Origin of the sequence: Aquitalea palustris (assembly GCF_003693445.1) — a bacterium.
In the GTDB taxonomy this organism is placed as follows: domain Bacteria; phylum Pseudomonadota; class Gammaproteobacteria; order Burkholderiales; family Chromobacteriaceae; genus Aquitalea; species Aquitalea palustris.
In genome coordinates, this window is sequence record NZ_RFAR01000072.1 from 1 (window position 1) to 20976 (window position 20976).

Consider the following 20976-nt stretch of genomic DNA (forward strand, 5'->3'; position numbering starts at 1 on the left):
AAAGACAGCGGCCACCTGCAACACCACGCCGCCGCCGTGAAAGCCTGGGAAGCCGGCAGCAATACCGACAAGGACGGCAAGACGGCCAAAGACCAGGCCGGCCAGCAACCCCTGCTCATCCTGTCCGCCCCGGCAGGTATCGCCAGCCTGACCGAACAAAGCCAGACCCTCAGCGCCGGCAGCAACCTCAACCTCATCGCCCAGCGCGACGCCAACCACACCACCGGCCGCCGCTGGCTACACAACGTCGGCCAGCACATCAGCCTGTTCGTGGCGGGGGTAAAAGACCAGATCGCGCTGAAGCTGATTGCGGCGAAGGGCAAGATACAGGTACAGGCGCAGAGCGATGCGATGGAGATCACCGCAGACAAGGATGTGACGATTACCTCTTGCAAAGAGAAGATTGTGGTCAATGCCAAGCAGGAAATATTACTGACGGCAGGTGGCGGCTATATCCGCATTGCTGGCGGCAATATCGAGGTGCATTGCCCGGGTACGGTAACCGTAAAAGGCGCGAGCCATGACTTGAGCGGGCCGGATAGCATGAATGTCCCACTACCCAACCTGCCAAAAGACAAATACACCCCACCCAATACCCATCCTTTCTCAGAATAAGCGGGTAATAACATGATTATCAGTCCACCTATTCTCAAAACACCTCAGGGTAATGCCAGTGATGAACAGTGGCTAGCTGCTTTGATGCCCTTTACCACTCGTGGAAGTTTTCCAATTGCCAGTCGTATGGCTTGGCACGGTGGACAGCATATCGAGCATACCGATACCGGAGCACAGGGGGAGCCGGTGCGTGCAATCGCCGACGGTATGGTGATATATAAGCGCGACCCATCTCCTAATGCAGACAAAAAACCTTTGGCCTACCAGGGAACAACTGACAACGGCTGTGTGGTGATCAAGCACAGCACAGAAATTGGTGAAGGTCCGGATGGGCAGATCGAGTACTACTCGATTTATATGCATCTCAAACAGATTTTTGTCAAAAAGAAGCAGCCAGTCAATCGTAAGGATAGCTTGGGTAGCGTAGGTAGTTGCAATGGTAACAATGCTATCCATCTGGAAATTATCTGCGACGATGCCAATCTGAAAAAAATCGTCGGTAGAAACTCGGGCACACTGGATATCAGCAAGGATGGGCGGGACAAGATCGTCTATGGCGATATGCATTTCTATCTACCGCCAGGCACACCATTTTTTGCTTCTATTGCATCACCGCAAGCTCCCGCAGGCAGTGGCGCTGCCGTTCATACCTCCAGTGTCCCTCTGTTTGTGACGATGCGTTTTGAACGCGGGAAATGCCTGCTCACCACTCGGCAAGAAGATACTCAACAAGAGGATGTATTCGTTGAGGTCGGCGCAGCACTAGCAGATAGCGACGACAAGTATGAGTACAGTCTTTACAGCAAAGCGACCGCTCTGGGAGATGCTTTTCATATTGCACCAAGCGCGGCTTACGAGCTGCTGCGATTTGGCCGGGTCATCAATACCGAAAATGAAAGCCCTATCCTTGCGGGCTCAGTCCCACATTGGCACAAGGTCAATTACCCAGGTGGCCAAGGCTGGATTAACCTGAATGCCGTAGGCATCAAAAAATTCAGCGATGCCGACTTCCCCCACTGGCTTGGCTGGACTTTGATTGAGGATGATCCTACACCGGATAGCCAATGCAACTCCCCTACGCTTGAGAAATGGCTCATTGGGAATAGTGGGAAGAAGCTGGATAAAGGTGTGCTAGCAACCGCACTGGCCGATGCAAAAGTGCAGTCACGGTTTTCGCGAACAATTTGTAAATTTCCAACCGAGTGGGAAAAATCCACAATTGATACGAGATATGCTTGGCTAAAAAGTAAAAGTGAGGTACTGGACGACCCGATGAATGAGATGAAATATGCTGAATTCAAGGGGCATATTGAATCTTTATCATTTTGGGAAGAGGCTGGACTGGAGATTTCCAGTGCTCACTGGCATTTTCACCCCATGGTGTTTATTGAGCAGTTCAGACAATGCAACTGGATAGATAAGAGTGAATTAAAAAAAATCTATCCTGATGACATCCAGAAGATGGATAAAGGAAAAATTCAGACTGCTAAAAATGGATTGAACGACGCCATTCGAGAAAAGTATAGAAAACAGATTTGCATCGCAATTAGAAAGCATTTAATTAATAGAACTGGCTTGCGAATGACTAATTTTTTTGCGCAAGGAGCAGAAGAATCCCGTACGCTTACATGGATGAGTGAGTCACGATCTGAAAAGTCATGCAACGATCTATATGGTGGCAAACTTGGCAATGATCTTCCTGGCGATGGTTACAAATACAGGGGCAGGGGAATTAAGCAGCTTACAGGAAAATCTAACTATGCTGGTTATTGGGTTTATCGAGGAAAGATAACAAGGAATTCATTTGACCCTGCGTGGTGGTCTAAAAAAAATACTAGAAAACCCGAAATCAACAATCCTGACTTCTTAATCAATGACAATTATGCAACAATAGATGCAGGGGCATGGTATTGGGAGTCAGGACCAAGAAGAGGTGAGCCAAGGAAGAATAGTACAATTAATAAAATTATTGACGAATTCCAAGGTGATCTTAGTTCGATTGCAAGGACGGTTTGTGTAGAAATTAATGGCGGGGCTAATGGATTGGAGAATAGACAATACCATACCATCAGAATTGCAAAAATACTAACGGACTTAGTTTAATGAATAAAAAATCATTATTTGTAATTCTCCTTGCCCTTTTTTATGTCAACTCCACTTCACTGGCAGAGTCCATTGCATTAAAAAACAAGCAGCAAGCAAATAAAACAAGTAGCAATTTGTATCGCAATATAAAATTGCGCAAAGATGACGGGGCGATTTATATTGACTTATTTTTAGCAAGAAGCCGTGATGGTTATGAAACAGATTCCATGCAAATCTGCGTATCTGCTGAAAAGTGTGCAAAAGATGACTGGACTCTAATCGGTGGAGCTGATTACTTTAACACCTCACTTTACTCTGAAGTAAATACTACAAAATTGGATGGGAATAATATTTACACAGCATTCAATCTGTGCCAAATAAGTAATGCAGGAGGAGAGGTTTCTATGGGGGGACAGTGTCTAACTATAACGGGGCAAAATGAAAATAAGAAGTTTGTTTACAATTCATACTTAGGTCGCGCTTCAAAGTGCAGGCCAGATAGTATGTGCTGGCAGAAACTCGCCAAAGAAAGAGTTTCATTTATTTCGAGATTTTTAAAAGAATATAAAATTAAAATATCCGAGCAAAGCAAGTAGCCATTACTCCAATAGATCTTATAAAATGATATCAGTAGTCAAAGCATAAAGCCTGCAGGGTCGTTATGAAATATTCAAGATGCGGCTGGCATCAGGGATGACGTCTTCCCAATATAAAGCAACTCGATATTTACGCGCACAACCACGGACATCTCAAGCAAGGCAAGCAGGATATAAGGGCCTGTCCGAATTTTGTGTAAACGGGGTTTGGGTTACGCCTGTGGAAGGCGTTCCTCGAACTGAATGGTAAAGCGAGTCAGCACTGCCTTCCAATCCCGAATCGGCATGGTCCACTTCTGGCTGATGTTCCTCTGCGCCAGATAGAACAGTTTCAGCAACGCCTCATCACTCGGGAACGAGCCCCGATTCTTCGTCAGCTTTCGCAGGCTCATATTCACCGACTCGATGGCATTGGTGGTGTAGATCACTTTCCTGATCTCCGGCGGGTCGTCGAAGAACGGCGTCAACCGAGTCCAGTTGCGCCGCCAGGACTGACCAATCGGCAAATACTCCTCATCCCACTTGGCCTCAAACTCACCTAGCCGCTGCTCAGCTTCGTCGAGGGTCGCAGATTGGTAGATTCGCTTCAGGTCGGCGGCTACTTCTGCACGCCGCTTCCACGACACGTAGTTCAGGCTGTGCCGCACCATGTGCACGATGCACAACTGCACGGCTGCTTTCGGGAAGACCGCCTCGATCGCTTCCGGGAAACCCTTCAGGCCATCGACGCAGGCGATAAAGATGTCCTGTACGCCCCGGTTACGCAGTTCGGTCACGACCTGAAGCCAGAACTTGGCTCCTTCCGTCTGCGCCAGCCACATCCCCAGTACCTCCTTCTCTCCAGCGAGGGTAATGCCGATGGCGAGGTAGACGGCCTTCACGCGGACAGTCCCCTCACGCACCTTCACGTGGATACAGTCGAGGTAGATGATTGGATAAACCGAATCGAGAGGGCGAGCCTGCCAGGCTTTGACCTCTTCGGTGACAGCATCTGTGATGGAGGAAATGAGGCTGGGTGAAACCTCTGTGCCATACATCTCTTCCAGATGGGCCTGGATTTCCCGAACAGTCATACCCCGGGCGTAAAGCGAGATGACTTTGTCGTCGAAGCCGGTCCAGCGGGTCTGGTGTTTGGGGATGAGTTGTGGCTCGAAGCTGCCCTGGCGGTCACGTGGCACCTCGATGGGCAATTCGCCGAACTCGCCCTTGAGGGTCTTGCGGCTCTTGCCGTTCCGGGTATTGCCGGCGGGATTAAGCACCGGCTCGTGCTTGCTGTGGCCGAGGTGTACGGCCAGCTTGGCATCCAGCGCTTTCTCAACCAGCAGCTTGGTGAGCGGTTTGAGTAGACCATTCTCACCGATGAGGTCTTCGGGCTTCTGGTAAATGGCCAGCAAGCTGTCCAGTAATGCGTCAGGTACGTCGTGTTTCTTCGAGTTCATTGTGTCTCCAGACTAGGTGGCAGTTTCCTGCCAAATGTCCGTTTACACAAAATTCAGTACACGCCCTTCTCTCATCCGCCCCATGGCCGGGCAGCCCGCAGCAGTCGGTCGCGCACTGCCCGCCAGGGGGTCTCATTCGGCGGCAGTACTATCCACACGGTGGGACAGCCGCTGGCATCGGCCTCGTGCAAGGCGGCATACAAGGCCTGGGCGTAGCCATCCGGCGTGGGCGGCATGCGCTTGAGCCAGCCGCAAGGCGGGGCCACTGCTTCGATGGCCAGTACCGCAGCCTGCTGCCAGACACGCTCATGGGCATGCGCCGGCACCTGCGAAGCTTCCAGCCGGTAGCAGGGCTGGCGCGGTGCATAATGCGCGGCCAGATTACCCGGCACCCGTGGCGCCTCGGGCGCAGCCCTCTCCGCCAGGTCGAGGTAAGGCTGCAACATGGCGGCGCTGATGGCGCCGGGTCGCAGGATGGCCGGCCGCAGCCCGCTGAGATCCAGAATGGTGGATTCGATGCCCACGTTGCATGGCCCGCCCTCCAACACCGCGGCAATGCGGCCTGCCATATGGGCGCGGACATGTTCGGCCGCAGTGGGGCTGATGCGGCAGAAGGGATTGGCCGATGGAGCGGCCACCGGGCGTTGCAGCCGGTCCAGCAAGGCTTGCAGCAGCGGGTGGCTGGACCAGCGCAAGGCCACCGTTTCTTGTCCGGCGTTGACAATGGCCGGCACCCTGGCACTGGCTGGCAGCACCAGGGTCAGCGGCCCGGGCCAGAAGGCTTCAATCACCGGCCAGGCACAGTCGGGAATGCGTGCGGCCCATTGCGACAGTTGCTCAAGGCCACCCAGATGGACAATCAGCGGATGATCGGCAGGCCGATTCTTGGCGCGGAAAATCGCGGCCACGGCGTCTGGCTGGGTGGCGTCGGCCGCCAGCCCGTAAACGGTTTCGGTGGGAACCGCCACCAGCTCGCCAGCGCGCAATAGCGCGGCGGCCTGATCCAGTCCGGCGGGAGTGGGAGGAAGTGATTTCATGATGCGATGTGATTCCGGTAGTGCAGTATTGCGGCGACTGTGCCGCCTTCAACAGGTGTGCGGGTAGCGGCTGCCGGCACCGGCAGTGGGGACAAGCGCCGGCTGGCAGCCTGCTTGCCAGCCTGGGCAAACAGCACCGCCCGCAGCTCAGTCATGCTGCCAGCCATTGGCATGCCAGCGCAGCGGTGTTGCGCCATGAATGCAGTACAGGTGCAGCCAGCCGTTTTCCACCAGTTGCCGGGGAATGGGCTGCGCCAGCAGGGCAGCGGCCAGCTTGTCCGGCGGTGCGTCGATGCAGGCAGCCAGACGCAGCGGCGCATGGCGCAGGCGCTGGCCGTCATGTAGCGACTGCCAGGCCAGACCGATGCGCAAATCACCACTATTGCCTTCGAACACGCCGATGCGCCCCCCCACCACATTGTGTAGCAGCTTGTTGCCGCTACCAAAACGGCGCGGGTCCACGGTGGAGGCGAAATACTGCATGTTGATCCAGTGCGCCACCACCATGGGCGCGGCCAGGATGCTCTGCAAGCAGCTGCCATCGGCATCGGCACGCCAGTCGTATTCATGCAGGAAGGCACGCCCGCCCAGATCAAGCTGCTTGCTCCTGGCGCGCGCGGCGGCGATGAACAAAGCATTGCCGGCCAGCCCCCATTCCGGCCGGGTTTCCGCCCAGTCGTCGCCTTTCTGGCGCATTTGCCGCAGCAGGATGGCGTCGTCGGCGGAGGAGGAAAGACCGACCTGTTCTGCCCGGCGATGCCGTGCCAAGGCCGAGGCAGCCTGTAATGCGGACTGCAGGCCGGGCAAGCGCCCACGCACCTCGGCGGCCAGTGTTTCGCCGTCCAGCAGCAGGATTTCGTCGCTATGCGTCAGGTGTAGCGCGGGCAGGAAAACGGTGTCGGCCGGGATGGCATGGCCCTGCTCCGCCAGCCGCTGGCGCAGTGCCGGCTCATTCAGCCAGCTGGCCAGCAGCCGTACATGCTGGTGACCGCCATGCCCGCCGCAAGCACCGCATTGCAGGGCCGCAGCCTGTGGATTATTGCTGACATGGCTGGCATGGCCGACCAGCAGCACCCATGGCGCCAGCGGTCCGGACAAGCCCATGGCCGGCAGCAGACCGGCGACGATGGCCACACGTTGTGTCAGATCAAGCCCGTCTTGCGGCAACGTTTTGGCCGTCTGCGGCGTCAACCAGGGGTCAAGCTGCGGCAGCGCCGCCGGGTAACTGCGGGCCTTGCTGCGCCGCGCCAGCGTGGCCAGCTTGCCAAGACCGATGCTTTCCACCAGGGCAAAGCCGCCCAGCGGCGAGCGCTGAAAGGCCTGCCAGCCACGACGCGTTGGCGTGGGTGTTGTCGCCGCTGGCGCATGCACCTCCCAGCCCGGCGCCAGCAGCACCGGCAGGCGTGGCTGGCTGACCGTGCCACCCGGCAGGCGGTAGGCCAGTGGCAGGCCGAAAAAGCCGGCAAAGCCGTAAGTGCGGCTGTCGGCAATGCTTTCCTCCAGCGCACGGCGCAGCGGTTCGGAACGAACGTCGATGCAGAACACCGCTTGCAACGTGGGCCGTGTGGCCACGTCTGCGGTGTCGGCAGCGCAGAGTGCGCGAGTGAGCGGTGCATGCAGCGACAGCTCGTGCGCACGCTGCCAGATCAATGCCCGCGCATCGGCACGGCAATGCGGCAGCCTCTCCCAATCACCTTGCCAGTTAGCCCAGGCGCTGTCCGGGCCGCGTGCGCCATCGTCGAGCAGGCACTCCCAGGCCAGCTGGATAGCCAGCAGCTGGCGCAGATTGCTGTCTGTTCTGCCTTGCAGACCGGCTTGCCAGCCCAGATAGGCACACCAGGCCGCCCAGCCGTTATTGCGCATCAGCAATGCCTGCAGCCATGGCGTCAGCCATTGCGGGCGGGCTTGCAGCTGTTCCAGGCCGGCAAGCAGCATGGCCTCGGCATCAGCAGGCAATTGTCCGGCGCGCAGCCGGATCTGCTCGCGCCGCGTGGGTGAGGCGCTCAGGCCATACGGGTGACGCATCTGTGCCAGCCAGGCGGCATAGAGGTCGCCGCCATACTCGAGATGCCAGTTGGCCTGGTCACGGTCGAAGCTGGCGGCGCAATACTGGCTGACTTGCTGGATGATGACATCGCTCCAGGATTGCGCCGCCAGCGGGCCTGCCGCTTCGCAATGAAAGGCGGCCAGCAGCCGTGGCGCAGGCGGCAGATCGACAGCGCCGGGCGCGCTGTCCAGCCAGGCGGTGGCGCCCTGCTGCCAGCCTGCTTCCGTCAGTGCGGCTTCCAGTGCACTGGTGGTGATTTCGCCGCGCCGCCAGGCCGCCAGATATTCGCTGTGCGACAGGTGCAGCGGACTGTCCGCCACCTGGCGCAGTGTGTCGGCGGCCTGCTCGAAGCGTTGGTCACGCAGTCCCCAATAGGGCGAGCTGGCCACCAGGCTGTCCAGCGGCCAGGCCGGGGCAATCGCAGCCAGGGCCTGCTCAATCGCCTGCTGCCAGGCAGTGTGTTGTTCAGCCACGGCGGTTCTCCTGCAGTTGCGGCCAGGTCAGGGCCAGAGGGATGGTCGGGTGCGGCCGACGCCGGCCCAGCATGCACCACCATTCATCCAGGTGGAAACCGGCAAAGGCATGCGGATAGAGGCGGCGGGCCAGCGCACCGTTTGGATGGCGCAACAAGCCGCCTTGCAACATATAAGCGGCCAGGAACATGGCCGCCAGCACGCCCTGCACATACAGCGCAGGTGCCGGGCCATGCAGCGGCAGGATGTGCGCGGCCAAGGCATGCAGCAGCAGATAGCTCTGGCTCAACAGCAGCACCAGCAGCACGCCGCCCCAACTGCGTAGCAGCCCGCCCAGGCCCAGACCCAAGGCCAGGCAGAATAGCGGCGGCAATGCTGCGGCAGGCATCCAGTGCTGCCACAGCCATTGCGCTGCCGCCAGCCACAGCACCGCCAACAGTCCCCGCGCCAGGTGAGCCCAGAGGCTGTCGGCAGCTTGTTCCCCGGCCATGCGCCGTACTGCGCTGTCGCGTGCGGTTTCGCCGGCCAACAGAAAGGCATGGGCCTTGTAGAAGGAGTGTGCCAATAGGTGCAGCAGCGCCAGCGAGTAGCAGCCCATGCCGATTTCCAGCAGCATGAAGCCCATCTGTGCGCAGGTAGACCAGGCCAGACGCAGCTTGATGCTGATGCGCGTAAGCATGACCACGCAGCTCAGCAGTGCACTGCCGCCACCCCACAACATCAGCAGGCTGTTGGCTGCCGGGGCGGCTTGCAGCAACGGCGCTGCCTTGATCAGCACCATGCCCCCCAGGTTGACCACGCCAGCGTGCAGCAAGGCAGAAATCGGCGTCGGCGCCTCCATCACCTGAGTCAGCCAGCCGTGAAACGGCAGTTGCGCAGTCTTGATCGCCACCGCTGCCGCCAGCAACACACCGGCCGCCACGGCATAGCCCTGTGCGCCGTTGACCAGTGTGGACGCGTCAGCGGGCAGCAGGCTGAGGCTGCCGCCAGCCAACACCCACAGCAGCAACGCGCCCAGCAGCAAGCATTCGGCCAGACGGCTGGCACGCCATTCGCGCTGTGCAGCCAGCTGCGCGGCCGGCCGGCCCGGGTAAAAGGTAAGCAGGCTTTGCAAGGCCAGGCTGCAGGCTATCCAGGCCAGCACCATCAGCAAGAGATGGCTGGCTTGCACCACCACCGTCACCGCCGCCAGCAGGCAGCCGATGGCGCGCAAAAAGCGCGGCTGTCCCGGCTCCCCCTGCAGGTAACGCCGCGCGTAGCGCAGCACCATCCAGCCCAGCAGCTGGATCAGCGCCTGCATCAGCCAGGCGGCGGCGAACCACGGGGCCGGCGTGGGCATGCACAGCAAGGGAAGCAGCAACAGGCCACCGGCCAGGGCGACGGTTTCGGCAAGCTGCCAGTGACGTGCCAAGGCCCGGCCAGGCCACAGGGCGGGCAGCAGCCAGAGCAGCGCGATGGCGCATGGCAGTGCGTTGAGCATGGCAAGGGGCATGATGGGCTCCGGTATTGATCCTGCCGGCACTTTGCCTGAGGGAATATGTTCAGTAAAATAGATTAAATATTAGTTTTTATTCTCAAATAAAGAACAATGAGCCGGCTCAATTATCACCATCTGCATTACTTCTGGGCCGTGGCCAGCGAAGGCCACCTGACACGCGCCGCGGAGCGACTGCATGTGTCGCAGTCGGCCTTGTCCGCGCAAATCCGCCAGCTGGAGGAGCAACTGGGCCAGCCGCTGTTTCTGCGCGAAGGCCGCAAGCTGCAACTGACCGAGCTGGGCGCGGTGGTGATGGGCTATGCCGAGGAAATTTTCGCACTGGGCAACGAGCTGCTGGCCAGCGCAGCATCCGGTGTTGGCCGCAACACTTTGCGCATAGGCAGCGTGGCCACGCTCTCGCGCAATTTTCAGGAGTGGTTCTTGCAGCCGGTGCTGCAAGAAGCGGCGGTGCGGCTGGTATTGGAGGCGGGCAGCCTGGACGAGCTGCTGCAAAGACTGAAGACGCACGAGCTGGACGTGGTGCTATCCAACCGGCCGGTCCTGGGCAATGACAAGCAATCCTGGCGCTGCCGCACCCTGGCGCGGCAGCCGGTGGTGCTGGTCGGGCCGCCCTTGCCGGCAGGCCAGGTATTCCAGTTCGAACGTGATCTGCCGGCCCTGCCCTTGCTGGCCCCCAGCCGCAAGAGCGAAATCCGCCTGCGCTTTGATCTGTTGTGTGAGGAGCTGGCCTTGCAGCCGGCCATCCGTGCCGAAGTGGACGACATGGCCATGTTGCGGCTGTTGGCACGCGATGCCGGTTGCGTGGCGCTACTGCCGGCCATCGTGGTGCGCGACGAGCTGGACAAGGGGCTGCTGCAACAATACTGCGTGGTGCCGCGCGTCGAGGAAACCTTCTACGCCATCACCGTGCAACGCCAGTATCTGTCGCCCTTGCTGCAGGATTTGCTGCGCATGGCAAGCACGGAGCAAAGAATGCATCCGGAGACAGCATCCGACTGAGCCGCCTCACGGCCCGCCAGCCTGCGCACAAGAGCGCGCACGGCAGGCAAGAAAAAACCTCCGCCCCGGCATGGCCGGCGGGCGGAGGTTTGCAGATGGCATGGCAAATGGTTTACAGCATCCAGCCGATATGCGCCGGCACCTGGCCATCCACCGCCATCATCACCGACAGTGCGGTGACGGTGATGATGGAGAAGAAGAACACCTGACGCGCCCAGACGCGGTCGTCAGTGCTTTCCTTGTAGCCGGACAGCGCCATCTTCAGCCACCACAGGCTGGTGGCACAGGCCACCGCCAGGTAGCCATAACCGGCATAGCCGTAGAACACCAGCAGCAGGGTGGCCACAGCGAAAGCCAGGATGTACAGCACGATCTGCTGCTTGGCCTCGGAAATGCCCTTCACCACCGGCAGCACCGGAATCTTCGCTGCTTCGTAATCCTTGAAGCGGAAGATGGCGATGGCATAGGAGTGCGGCATCTGCCACAGGCAGAACATCAGCAGCAGGATGGCTGCACCGCTGTCAAAGCGGCCGCTGGCAGCACAGTAGCCCGCCACTGGCGGCACTGCGCCGGACAGGCTGCCCACCAGGGTGCCGTAAACCGACTTGCGCTTCATATACAAGCTGTACACGCCGACATAGATCAGGAAACCGAACAGCGCACAGCACAGCGCCAGCACATTGGTCCAGATCGCCAGCGTGGCAAAGCCTGCCGCGCCCAGCACGAAACCGTGTGCCAGTGCCGCCTTGGGGCTCATGTCGCCGGTCACCAGCACCCGCTTTTGCGTGCGGGCCATGCGCGCGTCGATATCACGGTCGATGCAGTTGTTGATGGCGCAGCCGGAGGCCACCACCAAGGACAACCCGGCCACCGTGGCCAGCAGCAGGGTCCAGTCCAGCCGACCCTGCGTTGCCAGCAGAAAACCGCCCACGGTGGAGATGAGGTTGCCGAAGATGATGCCCGGCTTGGTCACCTGCAAATAGCGCTTGAGCTTCATCACGTCCCGGCTCAGCGCAGCATCAGCGCATCGGCGGTGGAGATGATCCACACCGACAGGCCAACCAGCATCACGATGATCATCGCGGTGAACAGGAAGGAGAAGCTGTTGAGCTTGCCGTCCTTGGTGAAGTTCAGATGCAGGAAGTATTTGAGGTGCACGATGATCTGCACCACGGCAAAGCCGAAGATGCCGATCATGGTGGCCTGCTTGGTGAAGCCGTGGCTCATCACCATCCAGAAGGGAATGGCGGTGAGGATGATGGCCAGCACGAAGCCGGTGAGGTAGCTTTTTACGCTGCCATGATCGGCGGCATGTTCATGTGCCTGGCTCATTACATGGCTCCTTTCAGATACACGACGGTGAATACGCAGATCCACACGATGTCGAGGAAGTGCCAGAACAGGCTGAGGCAGTTCAGGCGGGTCATGGCGCGGCCGGTCAGGCCGGTCTTGGCCACTTCGATCATCATCACCGTCATCCAGATCAGGCCGGCAGTCACGTGCAGGCCGTGCAGGCCAACCAGGCCGAAGAAGGACGACAGGAAGGCGCTGACATTGGGGCCGTGGCCTTCGGCGATCAGGTGGTGAAACTCGTTCACTTCCATGCCGATGAACACCGCACCGCAGGCAAAGGTCACTGCCAGCCAGCCCAGTACGGCCGACTTGTTGCCCTTGTACCCGGCAATCATGGCAAAGCCGTAGGTGATGGAGGACAGCAGCAGGGCTGCGGTTTCACCCATCACATAAGGCAGCTCGAAGATTTCCTTGCCCGAAACGCCGGTGGCGACGTTGCGGTACAGCACCGCGTACGCCGCAAAAGCCGTGGCGAACAGGATGCAGTCAGTCATCAGATAGAACCAGAAGCCCAGCACGGTTTGCGAACCGCTGTCGTGGTGCTCGTGGTCGTCATGCGCGTCGTGCGCGTGCTCTACATAAGTACTCATCTTGGCTCAACCTGTTAGGCGGTAGTGGTGGGACGGCTGCCACGACGCGGCTTTTCGGCATCGCGTTCGGTGTAGTTGTCCACATCAATGCCCATCTGTTCGAAGTGGGCACGCTCGATGCTTTCGACTTCATCCGGCTGCACGTAGTAGTCCAGATTGTTGTCGTAGGCACGGGCCAGCATGGCGCCGATGATGCCGACCAGGCCGACAATCGCCAGCCACCAGATATGCCAGATCAGGGCAAAACCCAGCAGGGTGGTGAAGCCGCCGATGTACACGCCGGTGGCAGTGTTGCTTGGCATGTGGATCGGTGCGTACTTCTGCGGCACCTTGTAGGCCTCGCCCTTTTCCTTCATGTCGGTGAAGGCATCGATATCATGCACATGCGGCACGGTAGCGAAGTTGTAGAACGGCGGCGGCGAGGAAGTGGACCACTCCAGGGTATGGCCATTCCACGGGTCGCCGGTTACGTCGGCCAGTTTCTTGCGGTCGCGGATGCTCACCACGATCTGCAGCAGCTGGCAGCCGATACCGCAGGCAATCAGCACCGCGCCCACGCAGGCGATGTACAGCCACGGGTCCCAGGCCGGATTGTCGGTATGATTCAGACGACGGGTCATGCCCAGGAAGCCCAGCACGTACAGCGGGATGAAGGCAAACATGAAGCCGCTCTGCCAGAACCAGAAGGCCGCCTTGCCCAGCTTTTCATTCAGCTTGAAGCCGAAGGCCTTGGGGAACCAGTAGGAGAAACCAGCCAGATAGCCGAATACCGCGCCACCGATGATGGTGTTGTGGAAGTGGGCGATCAGGAACAGGCTGTTGTGCAGCACAAAGTCGGCACCCGGTACCGCCATCAGCACGCCAGTCATGCCGCCGATGGAGAAGGTCACCATGAAACCCATGGTCCACAATACCGGCGGGGTAAAGCGGATACGACCCTGATACATGGTGAACAGCCAGTTGAACAGCTTCACCCCGGTCGGCACCGAAATCACCATGGTGGCGATACCGAAGAAGGCGTTCACATCCGCACCGGAACCCATGGTGAAGAAGTGGTGCAGCCACACCATGAAGCCCAGTACCGAAATCACGCCACTGGCGATGATCATGGAAGTGTGGCCAAACAGGCGCTTGCCAGAGAAGGTGGAGATGACTTCGGAGAAGATACCGAAAGCCGGCAGCACCAGAATGTAAACTTCAGGATGGCCCCAGGCCCAGAACAGGTTCAGGTACATCATGGCGTTGCCACCGGCTTCCGCGGTAAAGAAGTGGAAGTCCAGGTAGCGGTCCAGGCTCAGCATGGCCAGGGCGCCGGTCAGGATGGGGAAGGAAGCCACGATCAGCACGTTGGCCCAGGTGCAGGTCCAGGTGAAGATCGGCATTTGCATCAGCTTCATGCCCGGTGCGCGCATCTTGATGATGGTCACCAGGAAGTTGATCGCCGTCAGCGTCGTCCCTATCCCGGATATCTGCAAGGCCCAGGTGTAGTAATCCACCCCCACATCCGGACTGAAACCCAGCTCGGACAGCGGCGGATAGGCTACCCAGCCGGTACGGGCAAAGTTGCCCACACCCAGCGACAGGTTGACCAGGATCACCGCCGACACCAGCAGCCAGAAGCTCAGCGAGTTCAGGAAGGGGAAGGCCACGTCGCGCGCGCCAATCTGCAGCGGCACCACGATGTTCATCAGGCCGGTCATGAAGGGCATGGCCATGAAGATGATCATGATCACACCGTGCGCGGTGAAGATCTGGTCATAGTGCTCTGGTGGAAACACCCCCAGATGCCCGTCGGTGGCCATGGCCAGCTGGGCACGCATCATCAGCGCGTCGGCAAAGCCGCGCAGCAGCATGATCATGGCGACGATGATGTACATCACGCCAATCTTCTTGTGGTCAACCGAGGTCAGCCACTCTTTCCACAAATAGCCCCACTTGCCGAATTTGGTAATGAGTGCCATCACCAGCAGGCCCATCAGGCCGGCGCCGGACAGCGCGGCGACGATGATGGGTTCCTTGTAGGGAATGGCATCCAGAGTCAGTTTGCCTAACAACATCGATTATTGCTCCTTGACGGCCGGGGTTTCGCACAGACGCTTGGTCAGTGCAGCCAGCTTCAGTTCGTCGTCCGTGGCAGCCAGCGACTGGCGGCCTGCCATGTATTTGTGCAGCACGGCATCGAACAGACGCGGTTCTGGCGTGGTGTAGAAGGCCGCGGCATTGTTCTCGCTCGGCTTCACCAGGGCGAGGTAGGCATCCGCATTCAGGGCCTTGCCCGACGCACGTACTTTTTGTACCCAGGCATCAAACTGTTCCGGCGTTTCGGTGGCGATGGCATTGAACTTCATGCCGGAGAAACCGGCGCCGCTGTAGTTGGACGACATGCCCTTGTAGGTACCGGCTTCATTGGCGATCAGATGCAGCTTGGTTTCCATGCCGGCCATGGCGTAGATCTGGCCACCCAGTTGCGGGATGAAGAAGGAGTTCATCGCGGCATCCGAGGTAATGCGGAAGTTGACCGGCACATCCTTGGGGAAGGCGATCTGGTTGACGGTGGCGATGTTCAGATCCGGGTAGATGAACAGCCACTTCCAGTTCATGGCCACTACCTGGACATTGATCGGCTTCTTGTCCGAATCCAGCGGGCGGTAGGGGTCGAGCTTGTGGGTGGTTTTCCAGGTCACCACCGCCAGACAGGCCACGATGATGATGGGAATGATCCAGACAACGGCTTCGATCTTGTTGGAGTGCGACCACTTGGGGGTGTAGATGGCATCCTTGTTGCTGGCGCGATACTTCCAGGCAAACAGGAAAGTCATCACGATGACCGGGATGACAACCAGCAACATCAGCAGGGTGGCCGTGATGATCAGGGACTTTTCATCCGCCGCTACCTGTCCTTTGGGGTCAAGAATGCCACCTTGACACCCCGAGAGCAGTACAGCCAGCACGGGCGAGAGTCCCCACAACAGGCGGGTGGGTCTAAAGTTTCTCATCATACGACTTTACGGGTTAAAGATTCGTTGCTCGCGCCTTGGCGCGGGTGACAGTGCGCGGCCTGGCACTGTCAGTGATGCAGAAGCCGGCAACAGGGCCGACCCGGCGGGCAGAGCGCACGACCTTGCCACTCTACCCGTAATGAATATCATTCCATCCCTCACTGCTGAACCCTCCCGCCAGCTCAGCATGCCCGGTCATGTGCAGGCTGCCCGGCAGGCTGCGCTGCTGCAGTTTGCCGTCAGACGAAATCGTGGTGCAGCACGGTGCGGCCAGACTGCCAGGCCGGCAGCAGCGTCATGCCGCAGCGCACAAGCGGGGGGCTGACAAGGCTGCGACAATTTGTCACAGTGACGGGCGCGTTATTAAAAATCAGTTTCCTTCCCCAGAGCAAGCCGTCACTGCCTGCCATCACAGGGAAAACCGCATCAAAATGGTGCAGGCTTGATTTGCATCAATACCGAAATAGCCTGCTCATGATAGGCGCAGCAAGGACTTACGCCTTTCGCATGGGCTGTGCAATGCAGCAAATGGATTGTTGCAATTAGTTACAAAAAAATGACCACCCACCTGAGCAATCCCCCATCGCAGCAGCAGCACACAAGAAAAACCGCCGCTTGCAAGCAAGACGGCGGTGTTGTCGATGGCGCCGCGGGAAGCGCGCCAACCGGGCAGATCATGCAGCGCTGATCAGCGCTCGAGCTCCAGGATGGCCTCCAGATCCTGGTCCACCTTGCGCATGCGCTCGTACAGCTCACCCGTGCTGTCCACCATCTGGTCCAGCTGCTGCTGGCTGCTGCCGGAGGATGCCGCCAGCTTGGCCAGCAAATCCATTACCTGCTGCATTTCCTGAGCAAAGCTGCCGACATGCGCATTCATCTCGCGCATGTCCACCCCCACCTGCTGTACCCCGCTCATCACATGCTCAACGGCACCGCCGGTGGCATCAAGATTGGACTGGGTGTTGTTGGCCAGCTTGCGTACTTCATCGGCCACCACGGCAAAACCACGGCCGGCCTCGCCTGCCCGCGCCGCCTCGATGGCCGCGTTCAGCGCCAGCAAATTGGTCTGCTCGGCAATCTTCTTGATCATCAGCATCACATCGCCAATCTGGCGTGCGTCTTTTTCCAGCTCGACAATACGCAAGCTGACATTGCTGGAGGTCTTGTTGCCCTGCTCCACACTCTCGGAAAAACGCGCGATTTCCTGCTGGATGGCAATCAGGTGGGTGACCAGCTCGGCCGAGGCCTGGCGGAACAAGGGCAGGCTTTCCATCAACTGGCTGGCAAAGCTCTTGTAGCCCTGCAGCTCGTGGATGACCTGGGTTTTCATGCGGTCGATCCAGCGGGCGCGCGATACTTCACGGCTGTAGAAATAATTCTTGAAGTTGGCGTAGTGCACCGGGAAACGCTGCACGAAATCGTCCTGAAAATTCTCCACGGCCGGATAGAAGAACACGGCGGTCTGGGTCTGGTTGATGTTCACCCCCAAAAGCTCGCCAAAGGAGGAAAAACCGGCGACCGGGATATTGCCGTAGACATTGCTATTGGCCAACGCGCCGCTGTTGTTGAGGCGGCGCAGGATGCAGTCGTTGAGCAAACCACCGATGGCGGCCGGCTTGCCCTGACTGAAGCGGGAAAAATCACTCTGCGTGCGCTCTACCAGCCCCTCTTGCTTGAGCAGGTGCAGCTCCTCACCAAACGACAGGTCACAGGCGAATTGCAACACACCCCGCTCGGCATCCACCCCCAGCACCGAGCGCACAAACATCTCGTTTTTCAGCTTGATGCCAAAACTGAATTTACTCAGCCGCTCAGCCACTTCGCCACGCTGACAGGAGAAATGGCGCGCCAGTACCTCCACCACATTGCACACCTTGCCATCGCGGTCGAATACCGATTCCACCCGGCGCAGCTCGGAGCTGGCCTTGGCAATGGTGAAAGCAGTACCTGTCTCCTGGAAGTTCTGCGACTTGAACACACCATAGCGATAGGCCGGTGCCAGCTTGATGAACACCAGCACGGCATGGCCATCACGTGCGCTCTGACCATCATGCAGACGGGTCATGCTGAAATCCAGCGGGCCACCGGCCGAGCCACCAATAAACAGGTAGGGGAAACGGTCGGACTCGTAAATGGCTTCCATCAGATAGCTTTCGCTATTGGACAGGCCATCCACCAGGGTCAGCACAAAGCCTTCCTGATAATTCATGGAAAAGGACGGCTGCACCCGCGACAGATTGTCCACCAGCCGGCGTACCCGCTCATCATGCCCCAGCTTGGGCTGGCCGGACTTGATGTCCTCGCAGGCCAGCGGCACGCTGGCCACATGCACGTCGGCCAGCACCTGCTGGTCGAACAGCTGGAATACCATACTGTCCCAGCCCGGACTGGCCGGCAGGTAGAGTGCATCGCCGGCCTTGGCCGAGCACAGCTCACCCGCAGTGGTGGTCAGTACCACCTTGGCACCAGGGAAGGCGGCTGCGGCACTGCGGGCCACCTGGTCCAGATTGGCTGCCGGATTGATGAAACCCAGCACCAGCCGGATGTCGCTGCGGCTGGCTGCTCGCAGATCATTATCCATACTGCTGCTGCGCGTGCGAACCAGCTGGATGGGCTGCTGCGCGCCAGGGTTGGACAAGCTGGCATTTGTCGTCTTGTTACGCTTGAAGAACATCCCGACTCTCCCGATGCATTGTTTTGACTAATTATCATTCACATGCAAACAACATGAACTACCTTGATAGTAGCAAGAAAAATCACGTACTTATTATGGTTATTCTCAAGTAATGAGCGAAAGCCACCTGCGGTCAGGCACGCAGCAAGGTTGAGTCTGCCGTCGCCAAGCGCCATACTCCCCCGGTATTGAATCAACCCAATGGATTGCATGGCATGACTTACCGTATCGTGTTTGTGGAAGACGACCCCGACCTGGCCGAACTGATCAGCGACTTTCTGTCCCGCCACGAGATGGACGTGGTAATCGAACCGCGCGGCGATACCGCCCTGGCCACCATTGAGCGTGAAGCCCCCGACATGGTGTTGCTGGACATCATGCTGCCAGGCAAGGACGGCTTGTCCATCTGCCGCGAATTACGGCCGAACTTTGACGGCCCCATCATCATGCTCACCTCGCTGGACAGCGACATGAACCAGATTCTGGGGCTGGAGCTGGGTGCCAACGACTACATCCTGAAAACCACCCCGCCCTCGGTACTGGTGGCGCGCCTGCGCTCTCAGTTGCGCAATATGCGGCCGGCACAAGCCGCCAGCGAAGCCGCCGCGCCGATCAAGACCCAGCGCAAGCTGGTATTCGGCCAGCTCTCCATCGACCCGGTCAGCCGCGACGTGATCCTGGAGCGGGAGAAAGTAGCCCTGTCCACCTCGGACTTCGACTTGCTGTGGCTGCTGGCCAGCCATGCCGGCGAAACGCTCAACCGCGACATCCTGCTCAAGGAAATGCGCGGCGTCAGCTATGACGGGCTGGATCGCAGCATCGACGTAGCCATCTCCCGCCTGCGCAAGAAACTGGGCGACAACCCCACCGAACCCTTCCGCATCAAGACCGTGCGCAATCGCGGTTATCTGTTCTCGCTGTCCGGCTGGGAATAAGCATGCGGCGTCTGTTTATCCAGTTTTACCTGCTGCTGGTCACCTGTTTCATGGTGGCGGTAGTGATGGTGGGCGCGGTATACAAGCAAGCAGTGGACGATGTGGGCGAACGCTACCTGTCCGACCTCTTGCGCACCACGCTGTCACTGATCGAGGCCGACCTGCACGGCATACCGGAAGACCGCTGGACCGAAACGCTGCAAAGCTCCAATCACGACTTCACCTTCAAGGTCACAGTAGAAAAGCAAAGCAACTACCTGCTGGACGAGGAATCGGAAGAAGCACTCAATCGCGGCGAGATCGTGATGCTGGAAGACAAATACCTGTTCCTGCAGAAGATCGAAGACAGCAACTACCTGCTGGTGGCCGGCCCCTTGCGCTACCTGTTCTTCCTGCATCAGCTCAAATCGGTGGATTACGCCTTGCTGGCGCTATTGGGCCTGTCGCTGGCGATACCGGTATTCCTGTGGATGCAGCCGCACTGGAAAGATCTGGTCACCCTGGAAAAAACCGCCGGCAAGCTGGCGGGGGGCGATTTCTCGGCACGGGTCCACCTGCCCAGCCGCTCCGGTGTGCGTCAGGTCGCTGCTGCCTTCAACCACATGGCAGACAGCATCGCCGCCCTGCTGGCCAGCAAGAAGGCACTAACCAATGCGGTAGCGCACGAACTGCGCACCCCGCTGGCGCGGCTGCGCTACCGGCTGGCCCTGCTGGAAGGCGAAGAAGACTCTCCGGCTAAGAAAGCCATTGAAAAAGACCTGGACGCCATCGACTCGCTGGTGGAAGAGCTGTTGTTCCATGCCAAGCTCGACCGGCCGGAAGCCCCGCTGCAGCTGAACCAGTTCAATGCCATCGCCTGGGCCAAAGAGCGCATCCACGAACAGGCCACGCTGGCACCCGAGCTGAACTGGCTGGAACCGCCGGGCCAGGAGCTCGATTTTCTGGCCGACCAGTACCTGGTCACCCGCGCCCTCGACAACTTCTTGTCCAATGCCCGGCGCTATGCCGCGAGCACCATCCAGACCACGGTCTGTGTGGAAAACCGCAACTGCATCATCATGGTGGATGACGACGGCCCCGGCATTCCGGAGTCGGATCGCGCCCGCGTGTTCGACCCTTTTATCCGGCTGGATGAGAGCCGTGGCCGCAAGACCGGCGGGCATGGCCTGGGCCTGGCGATTGTTGCTGGCATCGCTCGTCTGCATCACGGTGAAGTACTGGTGGAGAAATCGCCATTGGGTGGAGCGAGATTCATTCTTCGTTGGCCAACATGAGAATGTACATTTGGTTACATTGAGAAACATCGCACGGGTAGACGTTGCTCTGCAGCACCGTTAGGATGCCCCCCTGAATAGGACTATCTGTCCTCCTTCAAACTTGATTTTCAAGATGAACTTAGGAGTTTTACAAAAATGAAAAAGCTGGCTCTGCTCGCTCTGACCGCCGCCTTTGGCCTGACCTCCACTGCTTCCTTCGCCGCTGATACCTCCGCTCCGGTAGCTATCCACAAGGCCAAGAAGGCTGAGAAGAAAGTAAAGAAAGACGCTTCCGCTCAGAAGGCTCAAGCCGCAGAAGCTTCCGCTCCGGCCAAGAAAGCTAAAAAAGTAGCCAAGAAAGACGCTTCCGCTCAGAAAGC

At 58.9% G+C, this 20976-nt stretch carries 16 protein-coding genes and 2 pseudogenes; 7 read left to right on the forward strand and 11 right to left on the reverse strand.

The features are described 5' to 3' along the window. The 3 genes from EAY64_RS16270 to EAY64_RS20295 form a co-directional block, all read left to right on the forward strand. On the forward strand, positions 1–615 hold a 615-nt coding region (locus tag EAY64_RS16270; RefSeq protein ID WP_147456239.1), incomplete at its 5' end, for a DUF2345 domain-containing protein. Between the two features lie 12 nt (positions 616–627). After that, a complete protein-coding gene (locus EAY64_RS16275; protein WP_103525793.1) occupies positions 628–2718 on the forward strand; it encodes a peptidoglycan DD-metalloendopeptidase family protein in 2091 nt (696 codons plus the stop codon). After that, positions 2718–3296 (forward strand): hypothetical protein, encoded by a 579-nt coding sequence (locus tag EAY64_RS20295; protein ID WP_147456240.1) that lies wholly within the window; start codon positions 2718–2720, stop codon positions 3294–3296. The genes EAY64_RS16275 and EAY64_RS20295 overlap by 1 nt, the downstream gene beginning before the upstream one ends. A gap of 212 nt (positions 3297–3508) precedes the next feature. Here EAY64_RS20295 and EAY64_RS16280 read toward each other — a convergent pair whose 3' ends face one another. The 4 genes from EAY64_RS16280 to EAY64_RS16295 form a co-directional block, all read right to left on the reverse strand. After that, complete coding sequence (locus EAY64_RS16280; RefSeq protein WP_103525794.1) at positions 3509–4735, reverse strand: IS256 family transposase; 1227 nt, start codon at positions 4733–4735, stop codon at positions 3509–3511. Between the two features lie 71 nt (positions 4736–4806). Beyond that, on the reverse strand, positions 4807–5772 hold the full coding sequence (locus EAY64_RS16285; protein ID WP_103525795.1) for an L-threonylcarbamoyladenylate synthase: 966 nt from the start codon (positions 5770–5772) through the stop codon (positions 4807–4809). Between the two features lie 147 nt (positions 5773–5919). Continuing rightward, positions 5920–8292: a YbcC family protein gene (locus EAY64_RS16290; RefSeq protein WP_103525796.1), complete on the reverse strand. Its 2373-nt coding sequence runs from the start codon at positions 8290–8292 to the stop codon at positions 5920–5922. After that, complete coding sequence (locus EAY64_RS16295) at positions 8285–9784, reverse strand: NADH-quinone oxidoreductase subunit L (RefSeq protein ID WP_103525797.1); 1500 nt, start codon at positions 9782–9784, stop codon at positions 8285–8287. Before EAY64_RS16295 ends, EAY64_RS16290 begins: the two co-directional genes overlap by 8 nt. 96 nt (positions 9785–9880) lie before the next feature. Between EAY64_RS16295 and EAY64_RS16300 the strand changes: the two genes are divergently transcribed. Then, positions 9881–10789 (forward strand): LysR family transcriptional regulator, encoded by a 909-nt coding sequence (locus tag EAY64_RS16300; protein WP_103525798.1) that lies wholly within the window; start codon positions 9881–9883, stop codon positions 10787–10789. 112 nt (positions 10790–10901) lie between these two features. Here the strand turns inward: EAY64_RS16300 and cyoE are convergent, their stop codons facing one another. The 7 genes and pseudogenes from cyoE to EAY64_RS20920 form a co-directional block, all read right to left on the reverse strand. Continuing rightward, on the reverse strand, positions 10902–11786 hold the full coding sequence (gene cyoE / locus EAY64_RS16305) for a heme o synthase (protein WP_059285900.1): 885 nt from the start codon (positions 11784–11786) through the stop codon (positions 10902–10904). An 11-nt stretch (positions 11787–11797) separates the two neighbouring features. Continuing rightward, positions 11798–12121 carry a cytochrome o ubiquinol oxidase subunit IV gene (gene cyoD / locus EAY64_RS16310; protein WP_103525799.1) on the reverse strand — a complete coding sequence of 108 codons (324 nt, stop codon included), beginning with the start codon at positions 12119–12121 and terminating at the stop codon, positions 11798–11800. Further along, on the reverse strand, positions 12121–12732 hold the full coding sequence (cyoC, locus tag EAY64_RS16315; protein ID WP_103525800.1) for a cytochrome o ubiquinol oxidase subunit III: 612 nt from the start codon (positions 12730–12732) through the stop codon (positions 12121–12123). The genes cyoD and cyoC overlap by 1 nt, the downstream gene beginning before the upstream one ends. 14 nt (positions 12733–12746) lie before the next feature. After that, a complete protein-coding gene (cyoB, locus tag EAY64_RS16320; protein WP_103525801.1) occupies positions 12747–14789 on the reverse strand; it encodes a cytochrome o ubiquinol oxidase subunit I in 2043 nt (680 codons plus the stop codon). Positions 14790–14792: 3 nt separating this feature from the next. Further along, positions 14793–15683, reverse strand: coding sequence for a ubiquinol oxidase subunit II (cyoA, locus tag EAY64_RS16325; protein WP_226034316.1), 891 nt, complete (start codon positions 15681–15683; stop codon positions 14793–14795). 736 nt (positions 15684–16419) lie between these two features. Further along, entirely contained in the window at positions 16420–17061 is a 642-nt protein-coding gene (locus EAY64_RS20915) for a methyl-accepting chemotaxis protein (RefSeq protein ID WP_439647218.1), read from the reverse strand. A 171-nt stretch (positions 17062–17232) separates the two neighbouring features. Further along, a pseudogene (locus EAY64_RS20920) lies at positions 17233–18405 on the reverse strand (FIST signal transduction protein); the annotation flags it as partial. A 215-nt stretch (positions 18406–18620) separates the two neighbouring features. On the opposite strand from EAY64_RS20920, the gene rstA reads away from it, so the two are divergent. The 3 genes and pseudogenes from rstA to EAY64_RS16345 form a co-directional block, all read left to right on the forward strand. Next, positions 18621–19340, forward strand: coding sequence for a two-component system response regulator RstA (gene rstA / locus EAY64_RS16335; protein ID WP_103525804.1), 720 nt, complete (start codon positions 18621–18623; stop codon positions 19338–19340). Positions 19341–19342: 2 nt separating this feature from the next. Beyond that, positions 19343–20614 (forward strand): two-component system sensor histidine kinase RstB, encoded by a 1272-nt coding sequence (gene rstB / locus EAY64_RS16340; protein ID WP_103525805.1) that lies wholly within the window; start codon positions 19343–19345, stop codon positions 20612–20614. A gap of 138 nt (positions 20615–20752) precedes the next feature. Next, positions 20753–20976 (forward strand): annotated as a pseudogene (locus EAY64_RS16345) (hypothetical protein); the annotation flags it as partial.

Bases quoted from the DNA above. Each gene is read 5' to 3' on its own strand.
- EAY64_RS16275 (WP_103525793.1), top strand. From the start codon at position 628: ATGATTATCAGTCCACCTATTCTCAAAACACCTCAGGGTAATGCCAGT.
- cyoD (WP_103525799.1), bottom strand. From the start codon at position 12,121: ATGAGCCAGGCACATGAACATGCCGCCGATCATGGCAGCGTAAAAAGC.
- cyoC (WP_103525800.1), bottom strand. From the start codon at position 12,732: ATGAGTACTTATGTAGAGCACGCGCACGACGCGCATGACGACCACGAG.
- EAY64_RS16285 (WP_103525795.1), bottom strand. From the start codon at position 5,772: ATGAAATCACTTCCTCCCACTCCCGCCGGACTGGATCAGGCCGCCGCG.
- EAY64_RS16280 (WP_103525794.1), bottom strand. From the start codon at position 4,735: ATGAACTCGAAGAAACACGACGTACCTGACGCATTACTGGACAGCTTG.
- cyoB (WP_103525801.1), bottom strand. From the start codon at position 14,789: ATGTTGTTAGGCAAACTGACTCTGGATGCCATTCCCTACAAGGAACCC.
- rstA (WP_103525804.1), top strand. From the start codon at position 18,621: ATGACTTACCGTATCGTGTTTGTGGAAGACGACCCCGACCTGGCCGAA.
- EAY64_RS20295 (WP_147456240.1), top strand. From the start codon at position 2,718: ATGAATAAAAAATCATTATTTGTAATTCTCCTTGCCCTTTTTTATGTC.
- rstB (WP_103525805.1), top strand. From the start codon at position 19,343: ATGCGGCGTCTGTTTATCCAGTTTTACCTGCTGCTGGTCACCTGTTTC.
- EAY64_RS20915 (WP_439647218.1), bottom strand. From the start codon at position 17,061: ATGAAAACCCAGGTCATCCACGAGCTGCAGGGCTACAAGAGCTTTGCC.
- cyoE (WP_059285900.1), bottom strand. From the start codon at position 11,786: ATGAAGCTCAAGCGCTATTTGCAGGTGACCAAGCCGGGCATCATCTTC.
- EAY64_RS16295 (WP_103525797.1), bottom strand. From the start codon at position 9,784: ATGCCCCTTGCCATGCTCAACGCACTGCCATGCGCCATCGCGCTGCTC.
- EAY64_RS16300 (WP_103525798.1), top strand. From the start codon at position 9,881: ATGAGCCGGCTCAATTATCACCATCTGCATTACTTCTGGGCCGTGGCC.